General features: G+C 70.2%; 17 protein-coding genes, 2 tRNA genes and 1 pseudogene. 9 read left to right on the forward strand and 11 right to left on the reverse strand.

The genetic code is table 11. The annotated features are described in order from the left end of the window. Nucleotides 1-277 precede the first annotated feature (277 nt). From OVA15_RS02810 to OVA15_RS02820, 3 genes are read right to left on the reverse strand one after another with little or no spacing between them, the layout of a single operon-like run. Nucleotides 278-1,186: an alpha/beta hydrolase family protein gene (locus tag OVA15_RS02810; protein ID WP_206390050.1), complete on the reverse strand. Its 909-nt coding sequence runs from the start codon at nucleotides 1,184-1,186 to the stop codon at nucleotides 278-280. Nucleotides 1,187-1,241: 55 nt separating this feature from the next. Then, on the reverse strand, nucleotides 1,242-1,880 hold the full coding sequence (locus OVA15_RS02815; protein WP_268142927.1) for a hypothetical protein: 639 nt from the start codon (nucleotides 1,878-1,880) through the stop codon (nucleotides 1,242-1,244). Continuing rightward, nucleotides 1,877-2,407, reverse strand: a complete 531-nt coding sequence (locus OVA15_RS02820) for an SDR family oxidoreductase (protein ID WP_268142929.1) — start codon at nucleotides 2,405-2,407, stop codon at nucleotides 1,877-1,879. The genes OVA15_RS02815 and OVA15_RS02820 overlap by 4 nt, the downstream gene beginning before the upstream one ends. Here OVA15_RS02820 and OVA15_RS13375 point away from each other — a divergent pair. From OVA15_RS13375 to OVA15_RS02825, 4 genes are read left to right on the forward strand one after another with little or no spacing between them, the layout of a single operon-like run. Then, complete coding sequence (locus tag OVA15_RS13375) at nucleotides 2,311-2,691, forward strand: transposase (RefSeq protein ID WP_442786718.1); 381 nt, start codon at nucleotides 2,311-2,313, stop codon at nucleotides 2,689-2,691. The two genes, OVA15_RS02820 and OVA15_RS13375, sit on opposite strands and share 97 nt — an antisense overlap. Continuing rightward, the gene (locus tag OVA15_RS13380) at nucleotides 2,574-2,984 is read left to right on the forward strand and encodes an IS3 family transposase (RefSeq protein ID WP_442786744.1); all 411 of its coding nucleotides are present in this window, start codon (nucleotides 2,574-2,576) and stop codon (nucleotides 2,982-2,984) included. Before OVA15_RS13375 ends, OVA15_RS13380 begins: the two co-directional genes overlap by 118 nt. Next, entirely contained in the window at nucleotides 2,956-3,117 is a 162-nt protein-coding gene (locus tag OVA15_RS13385) for an IS3 family transposase (protein ID WP_442786745.1), read from the forward strand. Before OVA15_RS13380 ends, OVA15_RS13385 begins: the two co-directional genes overlap by 29 nt. Then, nucleotides 3,104-3,463, forward strand: a complete 360-nt coding sequence (locus tag OVA15_RS02825) for a hypothetical protein (RefSeq protein ID WP_268142930.1) — start codon at nucleotides 3,104-3,106, stop codon at nucleotides 3,461-3,463. The genes OVA15_RS13385 and OVA15_RS02825 overlap by 14 nt, the downstream gene beginning before the upstream one ends. On the opposite strand, the gene OVA15_RS02830 is transcribed toward OVA15_RS02825, so the two are convergent. After that, nucleotides 3,456-3,531 (reverse strand) — tRNA-His (locus tag OVA15_RS02830). The two genes, OVA15_RS02825 and OVA15_RS02830, sit on opposite strands and share 8 nt — an antisense overlap. 154 nt (nucleotides 3,532-3,685) lie before the next feature. Further along, nucleotides 3,686-4,315: an oligoribonuclease gene (gene orn, locus OVA15_RS02835; RefSeq protein ID WP_206390240.1), complete on the reverse strand. Its 630-nt coding sequence runs from the start codon at nucleotides 4,313-4,315 to the stop codon at nucleotides 3,686-3,688. 177 nt (nucleotides 4,316-4,492) lie between these two features. Between orn and mptB the strand changes: the two genes are divergently transcribed. Then, nucleotides 4,493-6,055, forward strand: a complete 1,563-nt coding sequence (gene mptB / locus OVA15_RS02840) for a polyprenol phosphomannose-dependent alpha 1,6 mannosyltransferase MptB (protein WP_268142932.1) — start codon at nucleotides 4,493-4,495, stop codon at nucleotides 6,053-6,055. 281 nt (nucleotides 6,056-6,336) lie between these two features. On the opposite strand, the gene OVA15_RS02845 is transcribed toward mptB, so the two are convergent. Next, nucleotides 6,337-6,409, reverse strand: a tRNA-Arg gene (locus OVA15_RS02845). Nucleotides 6,410-6,636: 227 nt separating this feature from the next. Between OVA15_RS02845 and OVA15_RS02850 the strand changes: the two genes are divergently transcribed. After that, nucleotides 6,637-7,236: a single-stranded DNA-binding protein gene (locus tag OVA15_RS02850; protein ID WP_268142934.1), complete on the forward strand. Its 600-nt coding sequence runs from the start codon at nucleotides 6,637-6,639 to the stop codon at nucleotides 7,234-7,236. A 186-nt stretch (nucleotides 7,237-7,422) separates the two neighbouring features. Continuing rightward, nucleotides 7,423-9,106, forward strand: a pseudogene (gene ettA / locus OVA15_RS02855) (energy-dependent translational throttle protein EttA). Between the two features lie 78 nt (nucleotides 9,107-9,184). On the opposite strand, the gene OVA15_RS02860 reads toward ettA, so the two are convergent. Genes OVA15_RS02860 through OVA15_RS02875 form a run of 4 tightly spaced genes read right to left on the reverse strand, consistent with a single transcriptional unit; the run spans nucleotide 9,185 to nucleotide 17,458 of the window. Continuing rightward, nucleotides 9,185-12,031 carry a GNAT family N-acetyltransferase gene (locus OVA15_RS02860; protein WP_268142936.1) on the reverse strand — a complete coding sequence of 949 codons (2,847 nt, stop codon included), beginning with the start codon at nucleotides 12,029-12,031 and terminating at the stop codon, nucleotides 9,185-9,187. After that, entirely contained in the window at nucleotides 12,028-13,920 is a 1,893-nt protein-coding gene (locus tag OVA15_RS02865; protein WP_268142938.1) for an IucA/IucC family protein, read from the reverse strand. The genes OVA15_RS02860 and OVA15_RS02865 overlap by 4 nt, the downstream gene beginning before the upstream one ends. Beyond that, nucleotides 13,917-15,905, reverse strand: coding sequence for a GNAT family N-acetyltransferase (locus OVA15_RS02870; protein WP_268142940.1), 1,989 nt, complete (start codon nucleotides 15,903-15,905; stop codon nucleotides 13,917-13,919). The genes OVA15_RS02865 and OVA15_RS02870 overlap by 4 nt, the downstream gene beginning before the upstream one ends. Further along, on the reverse strand, nucleotides 15,902-17,458 hold the full coding sequence (locus OVA15_RS02875; RefSeq protein WP_268142942.1) for a pyridoxal phosphate-dependent decarboxylase family protein: 1,557 nt from the start codon (nucleotides 17,456-17,458) through the stop codon (nucleotides 15,902-15,904). The genes OVA15_RS02870 and OVA15_RS02875 overlap by 4 nt, the downstream gene beginning before the upstream one ends. A 198-nt stretch (nucleotides 17,459-17,656) precedes the next feature. Here OVA15_RS02875 and OVA15_RS02880 point away from each other — a divergent pair, with 198 nt between their 5' ends. Both OVA15_RS02880 and OVA15_RS02885 read left to right on the forward strand, forming a co-directional pair. Next, nucleotides 17,657-18,388 carry a siderophore-interacting protein gene (locus tag OVA15_RS02880; RefSeq protein WP_268142944.1) on the forward strand — a complete coding sequence of 244 codons (732 nt, stop codon included), beginning with the start codon at nucleotides 17,657-17,659 and terminating at the stop codon, nucleotides 18,386-18,388. Next, a complete protein-coding gene (locus OVA15_RS02885) occupies nucleotides 18,385-19,662 on the forward strand; it encodes an MFS transporter (protein ID WP_268142946.1) in 1,278 nt (425 codons plus the stop codon). The genes OVA15_RS02880 and OVA15_RS02885 overlap by 4 nt, the downstream gene beginning before the upstream one ends. A gap of 97 nt (nucleotides 19,663-19,759) precedes the next feature. Here the strand turns inward: OVA15_RS02885 and OVA15_RS02890 are convergent, their stop codons facing one another. Next, nucleotides 19,760-20,608 (reverse strand): acyl-CoA thioesterase, encoded by an 849-nt coding sequence (locus OVA15_RS02890; RefSeq protein ID WP_053448226.1) that lies wholly within the window; start codon nucleotides 20,606-20,608, stop codon nucleotides 19,760-19,762. Nucleotides 20,609-20,782: the final 174 nt, after the last annotated feature.

A 20,782-nucleotide genomic window follows, 5' to 3' on the forward strand; every position in this document is an offset into this window, starting at 1 on the left:
GAACGCATCGTGGGCGCCTCACCCGCTATGAGTGGGTGAGGCGCCCACGATGCGTTCCGGGAAGCACATGATCAAGAAGCGCCCTGAGATGCGCGTCCACCATCCTCCGCGGACCTGAGCCCGCACCACCGGAGGCATTCCGGGGGCTCCCGGGACTCTTCAGGCGTCGGTCCCCACCAACGGAATCATCGAGCTCGGCCGCCGCATCGCCGGCGGGTTCCGAAACTTCGAGCACTACCGCCTCCGCATGCTCCTCATCACCGGCGGCCTCGACGCCTCACCCCACACTCAACTCTGAAGAGCCAGTTAACCAGCCGAAGGCTGCTGTCCAGAATGTGTTTTGGAAGCGTTGGTGGAAAAGTGCGAAGTGCCCGATCTCGTCTACATCGAGGTTCCGAGGGTGCAGATAGATCTCCTCGCATTCGGCTTGAGGGAGATAGTTCAGTGTTCTTCGCACCGCTGCTGGTGTGGCATATGGGTCGTCAGTTGGATTCACCGCCAATACCGGGAGCGTCAGCTGAGCGCTTCGGCGCAGTATCGCCTCTCCCTCGGTGCCGATCGTCTTCGAGTAGTCCGATGCTCCGCGCGCCCAGTCGAGGGCGACGCCCTGTGGCAGATTTTCCAGCCATCCGAGCTTCTTTCCCGGGAAGTAGCCCAGCACTCGAGCAATCACCGGCATACAGACGTGCCACTTGATAAATAGGCTGAGCCTGTGCTTCTTGTCGTAATCCGGCCAGTGTGCGTGCTGGGCGCCCACCATCAGCAGCCGGTCGATCTCAGACGCGTGCTCCGCGAGGATTGCCGCGTAGCCTCCGAAGCTGTGGCCGACGGCGCTTAGCCGCGCCTGCGCTCCGTGGCGTTTGCGCATCCAGAGAATGCAGGCTTCCAGGTCACGCGTACCCCAGTGGTGCCATCGAATCTTCGCTTTCCGGTACTCTTTGAGAGTGTTCGGTGCCGAGCGGCCGATACCTCGATAGTCGGGCACCAGGGTAGTGACTCCATTCTCAGCCAGGTAACTCGCGAATCGCCAGTAGTATCGGCCCTGCACACCGGTCGCCGGGGCGATGATCACAACATGCTCGATGTCACAGGCCGGTGCTGTGGCGGAGAAATACCGAGCCTGGATCTTCTCGCCGTCGGCGCAGGCAATCGCGACGTCCTCGTACTCATATTCGGATTCGATCACGCGACATCTCCTTTCGATTCCGAGTGCCTCTAGTTCTCACACGATCTGCCCTCAGCTACTCTCGTGAGCCGACGCTCTCTGGCCGATAGGGTTCTTCCTGCACACCGTGGGCGAGCACGAGTTTCAAGGTGAGCAGGACGGGCAGCCACGCCCAGAGATCAGGGGCCGGGGTGAATAATGCTGCGATGCCCGCGAGTGCGCAGAACGCCGAGGCGACCGGTCGCTGGAGATACAGCGCTGAACGTCGGACAGCGATGGTACCCGCGAGGGTGAAGAGATACCAGAGCGCGCCCCACCACCAGAGTGTCGGAGCGAACACCAGGGCAACGAGTATGGGATGCAAGTGCAGCGCCGTGAAGAGGACCGGTCGCCGCACGAGTTTCATCCCGAAGTATTCCGGTCTCTCTCCGTGCGAACCGAAGTGGTCACGTTTTGCGGAGTTCAGGCCGTTGGCGACGACGCCGCCGACCACATCGAACGAGATGATGACGGCAAGAACATACTGTGCCCAGCTCCAAGACGCGTTCGTTCGCAGGGTGAGTGCGGTGATTCCGACTGCTCCGACCAGGCCGACGATGTTCGCGAGACCTTTCTCGGCGCGGGTTGCGACGGTGCCGAAGATCGGGTCGGGTTTGCCCGGCGGAACAGCCCAGCTCACCGCTGAGGTCGCTTCACGGGGAAATTCTTGGCTCATCGCGTTCCTCCGGCGACGTCGAGAATCGCACCGTTGACGTAACTGGCCTCGGGGCCGACGAGCCACTCGACAGCAGCAGCGATCTCCTCTGGTTGAGCGGGTCGCCCCATCGGCGATCGCGCCCAGACTTCGGTTGCGCGGTCGGGGCGGCCCGTCCGCGCATGGATCGTCGTGGCCGCCGTGCCCGGACTCACTGCATTCAACCGGATTCCGTGAGGTGCGGCTTCTACGGCCAACCCCACGGTGAGCGCGTTCACCCCGGCCTTCGCTGCCGCATACCAGACGTATTCCCCGGGAGATCCGGTTTTCGCTGCGACGGAGGACAGGTTGTATCGCCCTGGGTCTGGTGGAGGCTGTGATCCCACGGGTGGATGAGCACCAGGGCAGCACCGAAGAAGTACCCCGACGAGCTCCGGGAAGGGCCACGAGGATGCCTGTGGCCGCGCGGCTGGATCCAGCGACGAGGTCGGGTGCGTTCCGCTGTGTGGGCGAGCAGCTCGGGATCGATCCGGAGACGTTGCGGACATGGGTCCGGCAGGCTGAGATCGACGAGGGCCACCGGTCCGGGACCATGACCGGCGATGCGCAGCGCCTCGCTGAGATGGAGAAGGAAGTGCGCGAGCTGCGCCGAGCACCTACGACGCTTTCAAGACCCGCCCGCCCTCGAAGCGGACGATTCGGGACAAGGAGCTGCTGGTCCAGATTTGCCGTGTCCAGGCGAAGAACTTCGGGGTCTACGGCGCGAAGAAGCTCCACGCTCAGCTGCGCCGAGAAGGCGTCATGGTCGCGCGCTGCACCGGGCAACGACTGATGCCGGCGGAAGGACTTCGCGGGATCACTCGAGAGAAGGCCCCGCGGATCACGCTTGCCGGCGATGGCCGGACACTGGCCTTGACCTGGTCGAACGGGACTTCACCGCGACCGTCCCGGACCAGCTGCCGGTCGCGGACACCACCTGCTGCCGCACCTTCGCGGGCTGGGTCTATGCCGTGTTCGTCATCGATGTGCTCTCCCGCCGTGTGCTCGGCTGGCAGCTGTCGACGATGCTGCCGGGCCGACCTAGCCCGGGACGGGCATCGACGAGCTCGAGATCGCGACCGCTGAGTACATCGACTGGTTCAACCATCGCCGGCTCCACGGCGAGATCGGCATGATCCCACCCGTCGAGCTCGAGGAGAACGACCATCACCACCAGACCGTGTCGGCGACCGCCGACACGGCACTTGCGAGCCTCTAACAAACCCGGGGCGATACACACCGCGTCGTGGGAGACCATCGAGCGCCGGATCACCGCGCACCACGGCAACTACGCCGCTGCGCGAGAGAACTTCGACGACTCCCTGAAGCTGTTGTCCAACGCCGCCGACATCTACGAGCACGCCGACGACGCGAACCGGCGGCTCATCGATCAGGTGCTGTTCAAGGCGCTCTACATCGACGAGGACAACGACGTGCGCGTCGGCTACCGGAACCCGTACGACGCCCTGAGCTGGACCGCCGAAGCGAAGAAAATGGGCCAGGTGGGAACCGCGACCAAGGGCGGACCCTTGGTCGAAAGTTCACACCTGACCCGTTTGGGGTGAGCGACGGGGGTTGAACCCGCGACCTCCTGGACCACAACCAGGCGCTCTGCCGACTGAGCTACGCCCACCAAGCTGCTCTCCACGGCCGGGCCGTCTCCGCAGGGGAGACGTTGTCAGCCGCTGAGCAACGCGGACTACTGTAACCCATTCCTGAGTCTTCCGCGCGCACGATGTCGATCTCGTCACGCGCAGATCGCACGGCCGCAGGGGCGGCGCGGGACCTCAGGCCTGCGGCTCGTCCTGGGAGCCGCTCTGCTCGGCCAGGCGCCGGGCAGCCACCACTCGCGAGGCCGCTTCCCTGGCCTGATCGGAGGAGGGGCCGGGGTCGTCCACGAACACGGCCTCGCGGTAGTAGCGCAGCTCGTCGATCGAGTCCTTGATATCGCCCAGGGCGCGGTGGTTGCCGGTCTTGTCCGGGGACTGGAAGTAGGCCCTGGGGAACCAGCGCCTGGACAGCTCCTTGATCGTGGAGACGTCGATGATCCGGTAGTGCAGGTGCTCCACGACCTCAGGCATGTCCCGGACCAGGAACGTGCGGTCGGTGCCCACGGAGTTGCCGGCCAGCGGTGCCTTTCCCGGCTCCGGAACCCATGTCCTGATGTAGTCGAGGACCTGCTGCTGGGCCTCCTCCATCGAGGTCCCCGACGGCAGCTCTTCCAGCAGGCCGGACTCGACGTGCATGTTCCGCACGAAGTCGCCCATCTGCTCGAGCGCGCCCTCCGGCGGCCGGATGACGACGTCCACGCCGTCGCCGAGCACGTTGAGCTGATCATCGGTCACGAGCACCGCGACCTCGATGAGGGCGTCGTCCGTCAGGGACAGACCCGTCATCTCGCAGTCGATCCACACCATTCGTTCGTTAGAGAGAGCCACGTCGGTCACTGTAGCCGCGGCGGCGGACAGCCCTGCATATCCGTCGCGAGGAGTCTCCGCCGCGGCGCCCCGGTAGGATGACGGCCACTGCGGGCGGCTCTTGCAGCAGGACCGTGCCGCCCGATCGACCGTCAGCAGACCGCCGTGAGGGGATCCGTGCCAGAGACGACCACCGAGCAGCCGCCCGAGCCGGCGGCCGACACCGCGACGGCCCCGCCGCGCTCCGCGCGCGCAGAGCGGTCGATCCTGCGCTCCGTCGTCTTCGGGACTCTCGGATCCGTGCTGCTGATGATCGGCTCCTACGGGGTCGGCTGGCTGGCAGGGGTCTCCGAGCTGCGGCGCAGCCCCCTGGTGATCGAGCTGCGCTTCACCACACCGGGGGCGATCCTGTCGATCATCCTGGTGGCGATCGGGTCCATGATGCTGGTGCGCGAGTGGTTCCGGCTGGGTCAGAAGCTGCAGGGGTGGGGACCAGGCTCCCGCAGGTGGGTCACCGCCGCGACCATCGCCTGGTCGGTGCCCATGGTCTTCTCGGTGCCGATCTTCAGCCGCGACGTCTACTCGTACATCGGGCAGGGCCGCGTGGCGGCTGCCGGGCTGAGCCCGTACGAGGCCGGCGTCTCCACGATCGAGAACTTCTTCCAGCTGGGGGCGGATCAGCTGTGGAGCGAGTCCCCGCCGCCGTACGGGCCGCTGTTCATCATGATGGAGCGGGCGATCGTCGGGATCACCGGCGCGGAGCCGGACTCGTCGGTCTTCCTGTTCCGCATTCTGTGCGTGCTGTCCGTGATGCTGCTGGCCTGGACCGTTCCCCGGCTGGCGCAGCGCCACGGGATCGATCCCACGCGCGCCCTGTGGCTGTCGACGGCCAATCCGCTGCTGCTGGTGAACTTCATCCTGGCCGTGCACAACGACGCCATCATGACCGCGCTGGCGCTGCTCGGCGTGCTGGTCGCGGCCACGTGGCGCGACTGGCGCGGGGGACTGGCAGGCACGGCCCTGGTGGTCCTGTCGATCGGCATCAAGCCGATCACGGTGGTGCTGCTGCCGTTCATCGGGCTCCTGTGGGCCGGGCGCGGCGCCTCGTGGCCTCGGAAGTTCCTGATTTGGTTCCTGACGCTGGCCTGGGCGATCGCCGTGATGGCTGTGCTGGGCTGGATGTCCGGCTTCGGCTGGGGCTGGATCGAGGGCCTGTCGACCACCGGCACCTCGTTCATCTGGTACGCCCCGATCGGCCTGCTGGGCGTGGTGGTCGGTGGGATCGCGGGGCTGTTCGGCGGCGATGCCGGGGCCGCCAGGGGCTTCGTGCACTCCGCCGGTCAGGCGCTGGCGGTGCCGGTCATCCTGTGGCTGATGTTCACGGGCCGAGACGAGCGCGTGGTGCGGCGCATGACGCTGGCCTTCGCGGCGATCGTCGTGTTCTCGCCCATGATCCAGGCCTGGTACGTGGTGTGGCTGATCCCGTTCTTCGCGGTGACCGGCATCCGCCCCGACTGGCAGGCCGACGTCCTGCTCTTCCTGACCGTGTTCTTCATGATCTACGCGATCTCGGACCAGCTCGACGTCTTCCCATACCTGGACATCGACCTGGGCTCCGGTCGCACCATCGCCGCCGTGATCGGCGTGGCCTACGGCGCCTACCTCTGGTTCCTGGACCCCGCCACCCGGCGCAGCCGACGGAGGCGCACCCTCGATCCGAACCAGCCCGTGGTGATCTGAGGGCTCAGGAACCGTTCTGCGCGTCCCGGGGATCGATGACGGGGACGCCCAGGGGCATGGAGTCCCTGACAGTGCGCGAGACGATCCATGTGCGAACGGCAGGGTCCCCGCGCTTGAACGTCCGCCGTGAGCGCGTGAGCCTACGGCAGCTCCGGTTGGTGACAGATATGCATGCCATCAGCGCGGATGGCGTGCATATCTGTCTCGAACCGCCTGCTCGCCGCGAGAAGAGGCTGAGCCGCGACATCGTCTGTCAACGATGTCGCGGCTCAGGACAGAAGTGCCCCGGGAGGGATTCGAACCCCCGACCAAGAGATTAGAAGGCTCCTGCTCTATCCCCTGAGCTACCGAGGCGGGCGCGGAACAGCTTATCGAACAGCTCGCGCCGACCGTGCACCCTGCCTCCACAGCAACAAGATTCGGGCTTGTGCCTGCAGATGCCCCCAGATGCGTCGGCGCCGCCGCCGGGGGCGGGGCATGGCGGTCCAGTCTGAGCGGACTCCGGGGCGCTGCCCGCACGAGCAGGCTCCGGCGACCATCCGCCGAGCGGCTCGTCTCGGCCCTCACCATCAGGAGTTACCATGTTCGACACCCTCACGGTCCGCGGCTTCGCCGCCACCAAGCCCGATCTCCGCAATCTTCCCGACGGCACTCCGGTGGCGTCGTTCCGCCTGGCCTCGACCCCGCGGCGCTTCGACACCGAGTCGAGCTCCTGGGTCGATGTGGGCCCCACCAACTGGTACACCGTGACCTGCTTCCGGCGGCTGGCGGCGAATGCGGCGTCGTCGCTGAAGGTCGGCGACGCTGTGCTCGTGATGGGCCGGCTGCGCCTTCGGCCCTGGACCACCAAGGAGGGTCAGGAGCGGCTGACCGTCGAGATCGACGCGACGGCCCTGGGCCCGGACCTGGCGCTGGGCACTGCCACCTACAAGCGCTCCGGCGCCGGTTCCGACAGCTCGCGCGGCGAGGGCTCGGACGCCTCGCAGCACAGCGACGACTGGGGCGACGGGTCCCGCTCGGTCGACCCCATGACCGGCGAGATCCTCGACGACGGGAACGACGAGCACGACGGCCGCGACGGCTCCGGCTCCGATGCCGGGGGCAGCTCCGAGGACGCACATTCGTGGGAGGGCGATCCGCAGGAGCTGCTGGCCGGTGCCGGGCAGGGCTCCTCCTCCTGAGCCGGTGTGCGGACAGCAGGTCCGTGCCGGGTCTGCAGGGCGCTCGCGGCGCCTCCCGCTCGGGTGCTCTCAGGGGCAGGGGGAGGCGCCGCCGGGGTGCGGAGCCCGGCCGAGGGGACTGGACCCTGGGCAGAGGCTCAGGTGGAGTGGCTCCGGCTGTCGTCCCCGACGGGTAACCTGAGGGCCATGGCTGAATTCATCTACACCATGAACAAGGCCCGCAAGAAGGTGGGCGACAAGGTCATCCTCGATGACGTCACGATGTCGTTCTACCCAGGCGCCAAGATCGGCGTCGTGGGTCCCAACGGCGCGGGCAAGTCCACCATCCTCAAGATCATGGCGGGGCTCGACGAGCCCTCCAACGGCGAGGCCCGTCTCTCGCCCGGCTACTCCGTGGGCATCCTCCAGCAGGAGCCCCCGCTGAACGAGGACAAGACCGTCCTCGGCAACGTGGAGGAGGGCGTCGGCGAGATCAAGGCCAAGCTCGACCGCTTCAACGCCATCTCCGAGGAGATGGCTCAGCCGGACGCGGACTTCGACGCCCTCATGGAGGAGATGGGATCCCTCCAGACGGACATCGACGCCGCAAACGCCTGGGATCTCGACTCTCAGCTGGCCCAGGCCATGGACGCCCTGCAGTGCCCTCCCGGCGACGCCGACGTGAAGAGCCTCTCCGGAGGTGAGCGCCGCCGCGTGGCGCTGTGCAAGCTGCTGCTGGAGAAGCCCGACCTGCTGCTGCTGGACGAGCCCACCAACCACCTGGACGCCGAGTCCGTGCTGTGGCTCGAGCAGCACCTGGCCGCCTACCACGGCGCCGTGCTGGCCGTGACCCACGACCGCTACTTCCTGGATCACGTGGCGGAGTGGATCTGCGAGGTCGACCGCGGCCGCCTGTACCCCTACGAGGGCAACTACTCCACGTACCTGGACACCAAGGCCAAGCGCATGGAGGTCCAGGGCAAGAAGGACGCCAAGCAGGCAAAGCGCCCTCAAGGACGAGCTCGAGTGGGTGCGCTCCAACGCCAAGGGCCGCCAGACCAAGTCCAAGTCGCGTCTGGCGCGCTACGAGGAGATGGCCGCCGAGGCAGAGAAGACCCGGAAGCTGGACTTCGAGGAGATCCAGATCCCGCCCGGACCGCGTCTGGGCAACCTGGTCATCGAGGCCAAGGACCTGCAGAAGGGCTTCGGCGACCGCTCGCTGATCTCGGATCTGTCCTTCACCCTGCCCCGCAACGGCATCGTCGGCGTGATCGGCCCCAACGGCGTCGGCAAGTCCACGCTGTTCAAGACCATCGTGGGCAAGGAGCCGATCGACGGCGGCGAGCTGCGCATCGGCGACTCCGTGAAGATCTCCTACGTGGATCAGAATCGCGAGAACATCGACTCCGAGAAGTCGCTGTGGGAGGTCGTCTCCGACGGCCTGGACTACATCCACGTCGGCCAGGTCGAGATGCCCTCGCGCGCCTACGTCTCCGCGTTCGGCTTCAAGGGCCCGGACCAGCAGAAGAAGGCCGGCGTCCTCTCCGGCGGTGAGCGCAACCGCCTGAACCTGGCGCTGACCCTTAAGCAGGGTGGCAACCTCCTGCTGCTGGATGAGCCCACCAACGACCTCGACGTCGAGACCCTGGGCTCTCTGGAGAACGCGCTGCTCGACTTCCCGGGCTGCGCCGTGGTCATCTCCCACGACCGCTGGTTCCTGGACCGGGTGGCCACCCACATCCTGGCGTGGGAGGGCACCGAGGAGAACCCGGACAACTGGTACTGGTTCGAGGGCAACTTCGAGTCCTACGAGGAGAACAAGATCGAGCGCCTCGGCGAGGAGGCAGCCCGCCCGGGCCGCATGACCCACCGCCGCCTCACGCGCGACTGAGCTGCTCTGCCGCGGCCCTCGCACCGCGCCTCGAGGGCCCGTCGTCATCCTGCACCGGATGACGACGGGCCCTCGTCATCATGTGCGCTGGTTCGGATCAGCCGCGGCACCGCCCCTGACTCGGGCGCCCTGCAGGGTCTCGCGAGTCAGGAAGGCAAGCTGGGCGGTCTTGTCCGGAAGCCGGATCTGCGTGCCGAGCTCGAAGCCGGTGCGCTGCATCCTCCGCACCGCTCGCCAGTTCGAGGCATCGGGCTCGGCGACCACGCGCCGGGTAGCGGGGTCGGCGAAGAGGAACTGCGCCAGCGACTCCGCCAGGGCAGAGGTCAATCCGGGCTGCGGCCGCCGGGCCGGGGCGAGCAGCAGGTGCATGCCCAGATCCCCGGCCCGCGGCAGATAGGCCCCGCCGATGGGGTCGGCGTGCGGGTGATAGGTCTGCAGCAGCCCCAGGGGGCGGTCCTCGAGCTCGAGGACCCAGGCGTGGTGGCTGTCGGAGGCTGCGATCTCGGCGTAGATCGCCGAGACCGTCTCCGCTTCCAGTCCTCCCATGCCCCAGAAGACGGCGCGCGGTGAGCTGACCCAGCCGTGCAGCAGCTCGGCATCGGCCAGGGGATCCACCGGTCGCAGGCTCAGCAGGGGAGCATCGGCGCCGAACCCGGGGGCACCGGTGGACTCCTCTGCGGAAGCGCCGACCGGAGCCTCGGACGTGACCTGCGCGGCAGGACGGCGCAGGTGCAGGCCTCCCAGCGGGTGCGGACGGTCAGTGGACGCCGGAGCCCCAGGCGGCACCCACGGCAGCGCCTGATCGATCTCGCCTGCCGCCCACCGATCGAGCGGTCGCGAGCCCAGCTGGCCGCGGTCCACGGGGTCCGGGGTGATCCATGCCGAGGCGGCCGGGTGCGCCAGGTCCCACAGCACCCGCGCCGAGGGCACACGAGCGCAGCCTGCGCCCAGGCCCGGCAGCACGCCTGCGGCCAGCAGCGCATCGGAATCCCCGCCGACGGGCACGGGAGCGAAGGGCAGCAGCTGGTCGCAGGCCCTCCACGGCGCGAAGGCGTGCTGCACTCCCCACGGGGAGCCGGACGGCCTGTCCAGCTGCGCCGCGAGCTCCTCGAGCGCCGCCTGGGCGCAGGGGCCGGGATCCAGCCCCAGCCCCGGGCCGAGGGTGACGATCGACTCGAGGGCCAGCCCCACCCGAGGGGTGGTCCCGAGCAGGGGATCCCACAGGTGCGGCAGGCCCGTGGCGCCGCGCAGCGGCTCGAGCGCCGGATGGCCCGCGAGGTGCCGGGCCAGCAGATCCCGCCACTGGGCTGCGTGCGCGGCGACGACGGAGTCCGCGGCCATCTCCCCGTCCCACTCGAGCAGCTCCTGGCGCATGGCCTCGACCACCGATCCTGCAACGGGGCTGGACGAGCCGGCGGTGCGATCCGCGCAGGGGCCGGCGGCGGGATCGACGGTCCCGCCGGCGTCGTCGTCGGAGTCCTTCTGCGCGTCAGTCGGAGCCAGCAGCGCGTGCACCAGACCCAGCAGGGACGACGAGCGCGTGTCCAGCTGGGCGCTGAGCAGGTCCTCCGCCGAGATCGCACCGCTGTCCGCGAGCGCCTGGCGCAGCAGGTGCTCTGCGCGCCGGGCGCGATGGGGAGGGGCGCACCCCAGGACGGACCCGGCCGCGAGGGGGTCCGGGGGCCGCTGATTGGCGCGGACGAGCAGGTCGTCGACGTCGCGGGGCTCGGGCAGCGGGCGCGCGGCCGCACCGATCACGGCGTGCACGCACCTGCCCGTCGTGTCGGCCGCGACCAGGTCGTTGACGGGCACCGCCCAGCTCTGTGCCGCGGCCAGGACATCGGCAGCGGTGCCGGCGCCGAGCAGAGTGCGGCAGGCGCTGAGGGCCGTGGCCGCAGAGCTTGGCGACAGCTGCTCGGCTGCCGTGCGCACGACCAGCACGGACGCGGTGCCGCCCTCGGGCAGGTCCGACAGCGCAGCCTCTCGCTCGCTGCTGCCGGGCAGGACCCGACCCTGGCGGCAGCGACGAATCACGCGCAGTGCGCCGGTGCTGTCCCGGAACCCGGACTCGATGAGAGGCTCACCGGTCTCCTGCTGGACCAGCTGCCCGCCACAGCGCACCACAGTGATCTCGGCGAGCTGCTCCGTCACGGCCATCGAGGCGGTGATCGCCCATGCCGCTGATTCCGTGCGCCCGAAGTGCGGGACGCCCGGCAGGCCCACCAGCGCCAAGCCCCGAACGCGCACACCGGGGCACGACAGGCACACCGGCTGGTAGGGCCCCGACTCCTCGACGATCCGGTGCGGATCAGCCGCGATCATCGGCGCGCCGGAGGCGCTGAGCCGCCCCGGGACCAGCCACGCATTGGATCCGGCCGTGCGGGGACTCTCCGCGTCCAGGGCGTCGAGCCACTGCGCTCCGAGCTGCCGGCGCACCCGGTCGCGCCACAGCTGCTCCGGCAGACTTCCCGCCAGCAGGTGAACGTCCAGGTGCACCGCGATCGGCGTCCATGGCTGCCAGGGCCGGGGCGGACGATGACCGAGGCCCAGGGACTGCACCTCGGGGCTTGCTGCCCAGGCCTGCGACAGCTGCGAGCTGACCCCGCGCGCGTAGCCGGCCAGGAACACGCGGTCCTGAGACCCAGCGGCCTCCCACCAGGACCGCGCCGTCTCCTCGATGCCGAGGGCGGCGCTGAGATGGTCGCCGTCGTCGTGCTCCGGGCCCAGCAGATGCCCGCTGCGGGATTCGGCCCGGGTGCGCAGGACCTCCAGCTGCCACACCCGGTCGCGGGCGGTCACGGCCCCGTGACCGAAGGCCAGCGCCTCGAGGTCGCGCGCCTGGACGTGCGGCACGCCGTGCGGGTCCCGGAACACGGCCCACCCGTCGCCGGAGAGCTCGCAGCCGTGCGGATCCGGATCGGTCATGGGCGGCTCGCCGCCTCGTCCCGGCACTCGACCTCGACGCCGGCCGGACTTCCGATCTCGTCCGAGGTGGGGCCGACGCCGCGGAACTGCGCCAGCGGATTGCGGATCCGCCCCACGAGGATCTGGGAGCCCAACGGGTCCGTGAGGCTCACCATGGACTGCGGGTCGCGCAGCTGGAGGCGGTTGAGGCACGAGTGGGCGAAGTCCTCGCGGAAGAGATCGTGTCCGCGCCACAGCTCGGGATGGGCAGCGCGGTGCTCGTCGAGGACCTCGGCGGCCAGACCCCAGAAGCGCTGCTCGTCCAGGACGCCGTCGTCGTGCAGCAGCGCACCCAGGTGGCGCAGCACCCCGTCCAGGACGTCGGTGTGCACGGACAGCTCCTGGGACTCCGGCTCGATCAGTGTGCGGATGCGCTCGATCTGCGGGGGCAGGGGCTGATCATCCATCACGGCGATCTCCTCGCCGAGGTCCTTCCAGAACGCGCCGACCGGCAGGCCGTCCTGCAGGCGCAGGATCACGTTCTCGCCATGGGGCATCAGCGCGATCGAGCGCGAGAGCACGAGATGCGCGACGGGCAGCAGGTAGACCTTCAGCAGAGCACGGATCCACGTCTCGGCATCGACCCCGCTGCGCTCGATCCAGGCGCGCGCCAGCGGCACGCCGTCGCGATCGGTGTGCAGGACCCCGGCGAGGCTGGCGGCCTGCTCCCCGGGGGCCAGCCGAGCGACCGGGGATTCCCGCCACAGCGCGGCCAGCTGCTTGGTGTGATCGCTGCGCAGCCCCGAGCGGTGCTGGGCATCGCCCACCCATCCCACGGCGCTGCGCTCGCGCAGGACCTCCGCGCCGCACTCCCTGAGGACGGGGTCGGCCGAGACGATGTCGTCGAGCCAGTCGCTGATGGCGGGCATGGCCTCCATGTAGGCCGGCGAGAGCCCGCGCAGGAAGCCCATCGAATGCACGCCCAGCGCGGTCTTGGCGTAGTCGCGGGCCGGATCGTCCATGTCCAGGAAGGTCCGCACGGACTGCTGGGCGCGCCAGCGGTGCTCGCTGGGGCCCACCAGGATCAGATCCCGGCGCAGGACGTCCGGCAGCATGCCGGGCAGGATCCGGTGCTCCCACTGCCAGGGGTGCAGGGGGATCGGCGTGTAGTCCTGCGGGTCCTCGCCCGCCTCCCGCACGGCAGCGCGGAAGCGCTCGCGCTCCGAGTCCAGCAGGTGAAGCTCCATGTGCTCGCGGTCGTCCATCTCGCGGCAGAGCGAGAGGACGCAGCCGCTGCGGCGGGCGGCGAGCCACACCAGCGGGGTCGGCTCCGGGGCCTCGGGCGCCCACCGCTCCTGCTGGGCGGCGCCGAAGCCGATCCGGCCGGAGCTGGCGACGAATCCGGGGTGGCCCTCGTGCAGATGCTGCTCGACGAGCTCCAGAGGGCTCGCGGCGAGCTCGCGTGAGCTCGGTGCGGGTCGGGCCTGACGCCGGGCGGAGGTGAGCTGCGTGGCGGAGAGGTCCTCCAGGTACAGCGGCAGCACCCGGTCGGTGAGCTCGAGGACCTCGCGCAGATCCAGGATCGCCTGCTGGGCGTCGAGATCGCGAGGCGCTGGGCTGGGGCGGCCATCGTCGTCCAGGCGCTGGATCGACGACGGATCCACTCGCCAGTGCTCCATCGGGTGGCGGCTCGCGCGGAAGCGCCAGCGCGGCGTGCCGGTGTGATCGTCCACGACCCAACCCTCCGCCTCCGGACGCGGCGCGAGGATGCGCTCGTGGGCGAACTCCGCGAACAGCTTGGCCAGGGTGAGCCGCTGCAGCTGCTCGGCGCCCTCGGCATCCAGGTTCGGGGCAGGCGTGGGTCCGGCGGAGCTCACGGTCTCGGCTCCGGTCAGGGCGGTCTCGGTCATCGGGGATCCTCCTCGCTCGCGGGATCGACGGTCAGGGTGCCGGCCGACGGGCGCTCGGAAGCCGAGGTGCCCTCGGACGTCTCGGGCGCTGCGTCGGCCGCGGTGCGCTCGCGCACGGACAGGCAGGCGGTCTTCTCCGGCAGCTCGAGGGGTCCGAGCTCTCGGAAGCCGGCGCTGCGGTTCACGGCGCGGATCGCATGGTTGGTCTCGTCCGGCTCCACGACGACGCGCTGGACGGACGGGTCGCTGAACAGCAGCCGCAGGGCCGCCGCCATGACGGCCGAGGACGTCCCGGGCACCGGATCCTGGGCCGGGGCCATGAAGAAGTGCAGCCCGACGTCGCCGTCGCGCACGCACCAGTGCTCGGCCAGCGGGCTGCGTGCGGGGTCGTAGGTCTCCACGAAGCCGCGCCGCACCGGATGCTCGGGATCCGAGGCCACGATCTCCTCGACGAGCCAGGCATCCATGTCATCGGCGCGCTCGATCGCCTCGAAGACCTCTCGGATCCGCTCGGGGCTTGCGCCGACGAGATCCCAGGCCCTGGCCCGAGGCCGGCTCAGCCACTCGTGCAGCGCGGCGCCGTCGCGCTGCGGGTCCACCGGACGCAGCATGAAGCGGCGCCCGTCGATCTCGGCGCAGAACGGCTGGGCCTCGGCGGTGCGGGGGCCCCAGTGCTGCTGGGGCAGGCGGCCGAAGCTCTGGAACATGGTCCGCCGCTCGGTCCGATACGGCTGCCGACCGGTGACGTGGCCCAGGACGATCGCATTGCGCAGCGCGCCCATGCCGAGATCCGGGGCGGTCAGGGCGTGGGTGTGCTCGGTGTGGTTGAGCACGTGCAGGGTGCCGTCGGAGCTGGCTCGGTGCCATCGGTCCGGGCTCAGGCGTCCTGCTCCGTCCAGGCTGAGCTGAGCGCGCACGGGCTCCAGCCACGGCAGGGGAGCAGGGGCGTAGCCGGTGCCGGCCACGACCGCGTCCGTCACGGTCTCGCGGCTGCGCCCGGTCTCGATCGAGCGCCAGGTCAGCAGCGTCCGGGTGTCGTGCGGGGCGGCGGCCACCAGCTCGGTCGCGGCCAGCAGCCGCACCGGGGCACGCCCGCCGGCCGCGCGGCGGACGTGCAGCGCCTCGTAGATCCGGGTGATCGTCTCTGCCGAGATGCCGCGGTGCAGCTGCGGCTGGGCGCGGTTGATCGCATCCCGCTGATCCTCCGGAAGGCCCCGGAAGTGATCCAGGTATTCGGGGGAGGTCAGCTCGAGCGAGAGCTCGGAGTACTCCATGGGGTAGAAGCGCGGGGAGCGGGTCACCCAGTCCACGGCCGGGCCGCGGGGATCCTCGAGCAGATCGACGACGACCTCCGCGGCCGACTGCCCCGATCCCAGCACGGTGACATGATCCTGCCCGTGCAGCCGGTCCTGGTGGGCCAGGTAGTCGCCGGCGTGCAGGACCGCATCGCCCGCAGGATCCAGCGCCTTCGGCAGGGTGGGGATCGTGCCGGCCCCGACCACGAGGTGGCGGGTCCACCAGAGCTGCTCGAGACCGTCGTCGTCCCGGGAACGGACCTGCCAGGCCCCGGAGCCGGACGGGCGACGGACCTCGAGGACGTCCTGGCCCCAGTGCAGTCCCGGGACGCGGGAGGCGGCCCAGCGGCAGTACGCGTTGTAGTCGCGTCGCAGCGGATAGAAGGACTCGCGCACGTAGAAGGAGTAGAGCTGCCCCGTCTCCTTGAGCCAGTTCAGGAACGAGTGCTCGGAGGTGGGATCGGCCATGGTCACCAGGTCCGCCAGGAAGGGGATCTGCAGCGTCGCGTCCTCGAAGAGCAGCCCGGGATGCCAGTCGAAACCAGGTCTGCGGTCCAGGAAGGCGGCGCGCACGTCCGGCAGGGGATCGGCCAGGCAGGCCAGCCCCAGGCCGAAAGGCCCGAGGCCCACGCACAGCAGGTCCAGCGGCTCGTCTGCGGAGCCCGTCTCGGCGGTGGAGCGCATGGTCATCGGATCCTCTCTGCGGTCTGGGCCATGTCGGGATGCGGCTGCGCAGCGCGCTCGGCGAGCACGGCCTCCCCGGCCCGGTGGACGTCGTCCAGGACGGCGCGCAGGTCACTGAGCTGCGCGGCAGGGTTCAGCAGCGTGAGCTTGAGGCAGCGCTGACCGTCGACCACGGTCTCGGCGACCGTGGAGGAGGCGTCGTCCCACACTCGGCGCCGCACAGGGCGCACGAGAGCCTGCGGGTCCGAGCCGTCCAGGGGCAGCCAGCGGAACAGCACCGTGGACAGCGACGGCTGCGCGATCAGCTCGAAGCGCGGATCGGCCGTGATCTCCCGGGCCGTCTCCTGGGCCAGGGCGCAGCAGCGATCGAAGAGCTCGCCGATCCGCTCCGGGCCCATGGCGCGCAGGGTCGTCCACAGCTTGAGCGCATCGAAGCGCCGCGTGGTCTGCAGGGAGCGGTCCACCTGGTTGGGCTCCGGGGTGTCGGCCGGATTCAGGTAGTCGGCGTGATGCGTGCAGTGCCGCAGCGTGCGGGGATCGCGCACGATCACGGCCGAGCAGGACACCGGCTGGAACCAGGACTTGTGGAAGTCGATGGTCACCGAATCGGCCTGCTCGATCCCCGCCAGGCGCTCCCGCTGAGTCGGCGAGGCCAGCAGCCCTCCGCCGTAGGCGGCGTCGACGTGCAGCCAGGTCCCGGCCTCGGCGCACAGCTGGGCGATCCGCTCGAGCGGGTCGATGGCACCGCGGTCCGTGGTCCCGGCGGTCGCCACGACGGCGGCCGGGACCAGGCCCTGGGCGCGCAGATCCTCCAGTGCGAGCTCGAGGGCCTCGGGAAGCATGCGGCCGTCGTCGTCGACGGGCACCTGGACCACGGCATCGTCGTCCAGGCCCAGGATGTGCGCTGCGGTGAGCACCGAGAAGTGGCTCTGCTCGGAGGCCAGCAGCCGCAGCCGAGCCGCGCGCACGGGCCGGGGCTCGGCTCGCGGGGTCGCCGCGGAGCGCTCGAGCGCCTCGTCTCGGGCAAGCATGAGCGCCTGCAGGGTCGAGGTCGTGCCGCCGGGGGTGAACATGCCGTCGGCGCCGTCGGAGAAGCCGATGCGCTGCGCGGTCCAGGCCAGCAGCCGCCGCTCGATCAGGGTGGCCGAGGTCGACTGGTCCCAGGTGTCCACCGAGGTGTTCACGATCGCGGCCATGGTCTCGGCGGCTACGGCGGGAACGGCCACCGGGCAGTTGAGGTGGGCGGCGGTGCGCGGCAGGTGGAACCACACGGCGTGACGCAGCCAGAGCTCGTCGAGCTCGCCGAGCGCCGAGTCGAGATCCCCGAGCGGCCGGTCGAGGTCGATCGGGTCGATCAGGGCGGCGAGGTCGTCGAATCCGGCGGGGGAGTGCGCTGCGCCGGCCTCGGCGAGGCGGGTCGAGGAGGTCAGTGCGGCGGAGGCGACGGCTTCGCGCAGCTGCGGGGCCGTGGCAGCGGCGAGCAGATCGCGCTGCGCGGATGCCGGGACGGCTGGGGGGCGGCAGATCGTGGAATCGGCGGGATCGGGGGCTGGGGGCATGGAGCAGACTGCCTTTCGCCGTGGTCCGCGAGGGGACCGGTGGGACACGGGCCGTCACGATCGGGGGACACGGGGTGTTCCTCCCGGCCGCAACGAACAGTGAGGTTAGCCTAATCTTCCTGAGTGGCGGCTCACTGCGAGCTGGCCGAACCGGCAGAACCCAGCGGGAGAGGGAGCATGGCGAGGATAGAGAGTGCCGTGGTGCGTGCCATGGGGTCGATGGAGACCAAGCTCACAGTTCTGGGGCGGGAGGAGATCGCGCCGTCGTACCTGCGGCTGGAGCTGGATGACGGCGGACTGCTGGCCCGCAGGGTCCCGCACCCGACCATGTGGTTGCGGCTGTGGTTCGCCGAGGGAGGCCGGGACCACCAGCGGGCCTACACCCTGGTGGATCCCGATGTCGACGCCGGCCGGTTCAGCCTGGAGTTCGCCCTGCACGAGGGCGCGGCCAGCGACTGGGCGCGCGAGTGCCGTCCCGGCGACACGATCCGAGCGTCGCTGCTGGGCAGCAAGCCGCCCTGGGAGCCCCGCGGTCGTCGCGCGCGGAAGGCCGTGGACCCCGACGTCCCGTTCAGCGGCCGGACGATCGTCATCGGCGACTCGGCAGCGCTGCCCGCGATGAACTCGCTGCTCGAATCGCTGGGCGAGGCTCCGGCAGAGGTCTGGCTCGAGCACAGGCTGCCCGAGGACCGGCAGCTGCCGCTGCACCTGGGGCCGACTGCGGAAGGCCACAGGGTGCACCGCAGCGACGAGAGCAGCGGGGTGCGCGCCGTCCTGGAGAGCCGCTGGTCGCAGCAGCCGCCGAGCCCGCAGGATCGCTACTGGATCGCGCTCGAGGCCCGCGACACCCGCGGGGTGTCGTCGATGCTGCGCGCTCACGGCGTGGGCCGCGAGGCCATCGAGGCCACGGCATATTGGAGGAGCGCATGAGCCGGGCGAGGACCGCGAGCACCCCGAGGGCCTCCGTCGCGCGGCCGCACGTGGCCGCAGGGCTGTGGAGCCTGCTCTGGGCGCTGTACACCACCCAGTTCATCGGGGCGTCGTTCATCAGCACCGGCCTCACCGGGATCCTGCGCAGCGGCGGGGTGGACCTGGCGATGCTGGGCCTGCTCCAGCTGCTCGGGCTGATCTGGCCGCTGAAGATCCTGTGGGCGCCGCTCGTGGACCGCTGGAGCCCCGCACGGGCGGCGGGCCATCATCGAGCCTGGCTGATCCTGCTGCAGTCGCTGATGGTCCTCAGCCTCCTGGGCCTGGCGCTGATCGGCGACCCAGTCGCCCAGCTGGGCCCGGTGGCCGTGCTCGCCGGGCTGTTCGTGCTGTTCTCCGCCACGCAGGACATCGCCGCCGACGCGCTGTCCGTGCGTCAGCTGCCCGAGGACCGGCACGATGAGGGCGCGGGAGTCCAGGTGGCCGCCAGCTACGTCGGCACGGTGATCGGCGGCGGGCTGGCGCTGGTCGTGCACGACCAGTGGGGCTGGCGCGCGGCCGTCGTGCTGCTGGTGCTGTGCACCGCTGCGGCCATGATCCCCGTGCTGCGCTGCCGGGAGCCGGAGCGCGAGGACCTCGCGCACGTCCGGTTGCGCCTGCGCGATGTCGTGGGCGTGCTGGCACAGCCGGGATCCCGGCTGTGGGGCCTGGGTGCCATCCCGCTGGTGGCCATGGGCTCGGCGGGCATGTGGTCGCTGGTGACCCCCATCCTCACCGACGCCGGCTGGTCGCTGAGCCGGATCGGGCTCACCACCTCCGTGCTGGCCTCGATCCCGGCCCTGGGTGCCGGCCTGCTGGCCGGGCGCCTGATGGGCCGATGGGGACGGGCTCCGATCATGGGTCTGGGGGCGGGCGTCCAGCTGCTGGGCGGTCTTCTCCTGCTGCCGCTCGTGCTCGGCTCAGGCGCCTCCGCGACCGCGGGGGCGGCAGCCGTCCTCGGCGCCTGCCTGATCCTGGCGGGCTACACCGTGGCGAACACCGGCATGTACGCCGTCAACCTGGATCTCTCGCGCCCCGACCATGCCGGGACCGACTTCACGCTGCTGAGCAGCCTCAACATGCTCGCCGGGACGATCGGGGCCTGGGCCGGACTCACGGTCGCGGCGTTCACCGGCTACCCGATCTCCCTGCTCGTCGGCCTGGTCGTGGCCGCCGCCGGGATCCTCACCGCACAGCGGCATCAGCGGGTCTGGGGTCGAGCGGCAGGCCGCGGCTGAGCTCCCGTCTCCGGTACGGGAATCGACGCAGGTTCCGAGCGGATGCTGCCAGCCGAGTCGCGGTGGCGAGCATCCGCTCCTTCCCCAGCCCTCGTCCTCAGTCCGCGAACTCGGGCAGTCGCATCATGCCCTCCTGCATGGTGGTGGCCACCAGGTTCCCATCGCGGTCGAACATGCGGCCCTCACCGAGCGCGCGGGCTCCGGAGGCCGACGGGGAGCTCTGCACGTAGAGCAGCCATTCGTCGGCGCGAGCCGGGCGATGCCACCACATGGCATGATCCAGCGAGGCCACGGACATGCCCTTCTGGGTCCACACCTTGCCGTGGCGGCGCAGCGCGGGCTCGAGCATCACGTAGTCGGAGACGTAGGCCAGTGCGGCCTGGTGCAGCTGAGGGTCATCGGGCAGGCGGCTGTGGGTGCGCACCCACACGGCGTTGAACGGCTGGCGATCCTCGTCCGGGGCCAGGTAGATCGGCTGGGTGATGTAGCGGATGTCGAACGGGCGCTCGATCACCGAGCGGGCCGCCGACAGCGGCACGCCCTCCAGCAGCGTCTCGGCGGTGGGCAGGGACTCCGGATCCGGCATGCCCTGCGGCATCCGGTCCTGGTGCTCCAGGCCCTCGGCGGGCTCCTGGAACGAGCAGATCCCGGAGAAGATCGTGCTGCCGGACTGGTAGGCATGCACGCGCCGGGTGGAGAACGAGCGGCCGTCGCGCATGCGTTCCACACCGAACGTGATCGGCTCGTCGATGTCTCCGGCGCGCAGGAAGTAGGCGTGCATCGAGTGGATGCGCCGCGACGGCTCCTCGACCGTCCTCCCCGCCGCGATGACGGACTGCGCCAGCACCTGGCCGCCGTAGACGGCCCGGCGCATGGCCGACAGGGTGCGTCCCACGAAGATGTCCTCGTGGGTGCGGGCCCCGCCGCCATCGGCCAGCTGGAGCATGTCGATCAGATCCTGCGTGCGACGGGCAGGATCCTTGGCGGGCACCTCCTGGGCCGAGGACCGCTGCGTCGGGGAGGACTGGGGCGCTGCGGAGGAGGGGCGGGCGTGCTCATCGGGGTGCTGGCTCATGGGCTCAACTCTAGGGGCGCGGGGCTGCGCAGCGGGTGCAGCGGC

It is taken from the genome of Kocuria sp. SL71 (genome assembly GCF_026672465.1).
GTDB lineage: Bacteria > Actinomycetota > Actinomycetes > Actinomycetales > Micrococcaceae > Kocuria > Kocuria palustris.

Coding starts and splice junctions, on each gene's coding strand:
- OVA15_RS02815 (WP_268142927.1), bottom strand. CDS start 1,880: ATGAGCCAAGAATTTCCCCGTGAAGCGACCTCAGCGGTGAGCTGGGCT.
- OVA15_RS13375 (WP_442786718.1), top strand. CDS start 2,311: ATGCCTGTGGCCGCGCGGCTGGATCCAGCGACGAGGTCGGGTGCGTTC.
- OVA15_RS02820 (WP_268142929.1), bottom strand. CDS start 2,407: ATGTCCGCAACGTCTCCGGATCGATCCCGAGCTGCTCGCCCACACAGC.
- orn (WP_206390240.1), bottom strand. CDS start 4,315: ATGGTGTGGATCGACTGCGAGATGACGGGTCTGTCCCTGACGGACGAC.
- OVA15_RS02850 (WP_268142934.1), top strand. CDS start 6,637: ATGTTCGACACCCTCACGGTCCGCGGCTTCGCCGCCACCAAGCCCGAT.
- OVA15_RS02860 (WP_268142936.1), bottom strand. CDS start 12,031: ATGACCGATCCGGATCCGCACGGCTGCGAGCTCTCCGGCGACGGGTGG.
- OVA15_RS02865 (WP_268142938.1), bottom strand. CDS start 13,920: ATGACCGAGACCGCCCTGACCGGAGCCGAGACCGTGAGCTCCGCCGGA.
- OVA15_RS02870 (WP_268142940.1), bottom strand. CDS start 15,905: ATGACCATGCGCTCCACCGCCGAGACGGGCTCCGCAGACGAGCCGCTG.
- OVA15_RS02875 (WP_268142942.1), bottom strand. CDS start 17,458: ATGCCCCCAGCCCCCGATCCCGCCGATTCCACGATCTGCCGCCCCCCA.
- OVA15_RS02885 (WP_268142946.1), top strand. CDS start 18,385: ATGAGCCGGGCGAGGACCGCGAGCACCCCGAGGGCCTCCGTCGCGCGG.
- OVA15_RS02890 (WP_053448226.1), bottom strand. CDS start 20,608: ATGCTCCAGCTGGCCGATGGCGGCGGGGCCCGCACCCACGAGGACATC.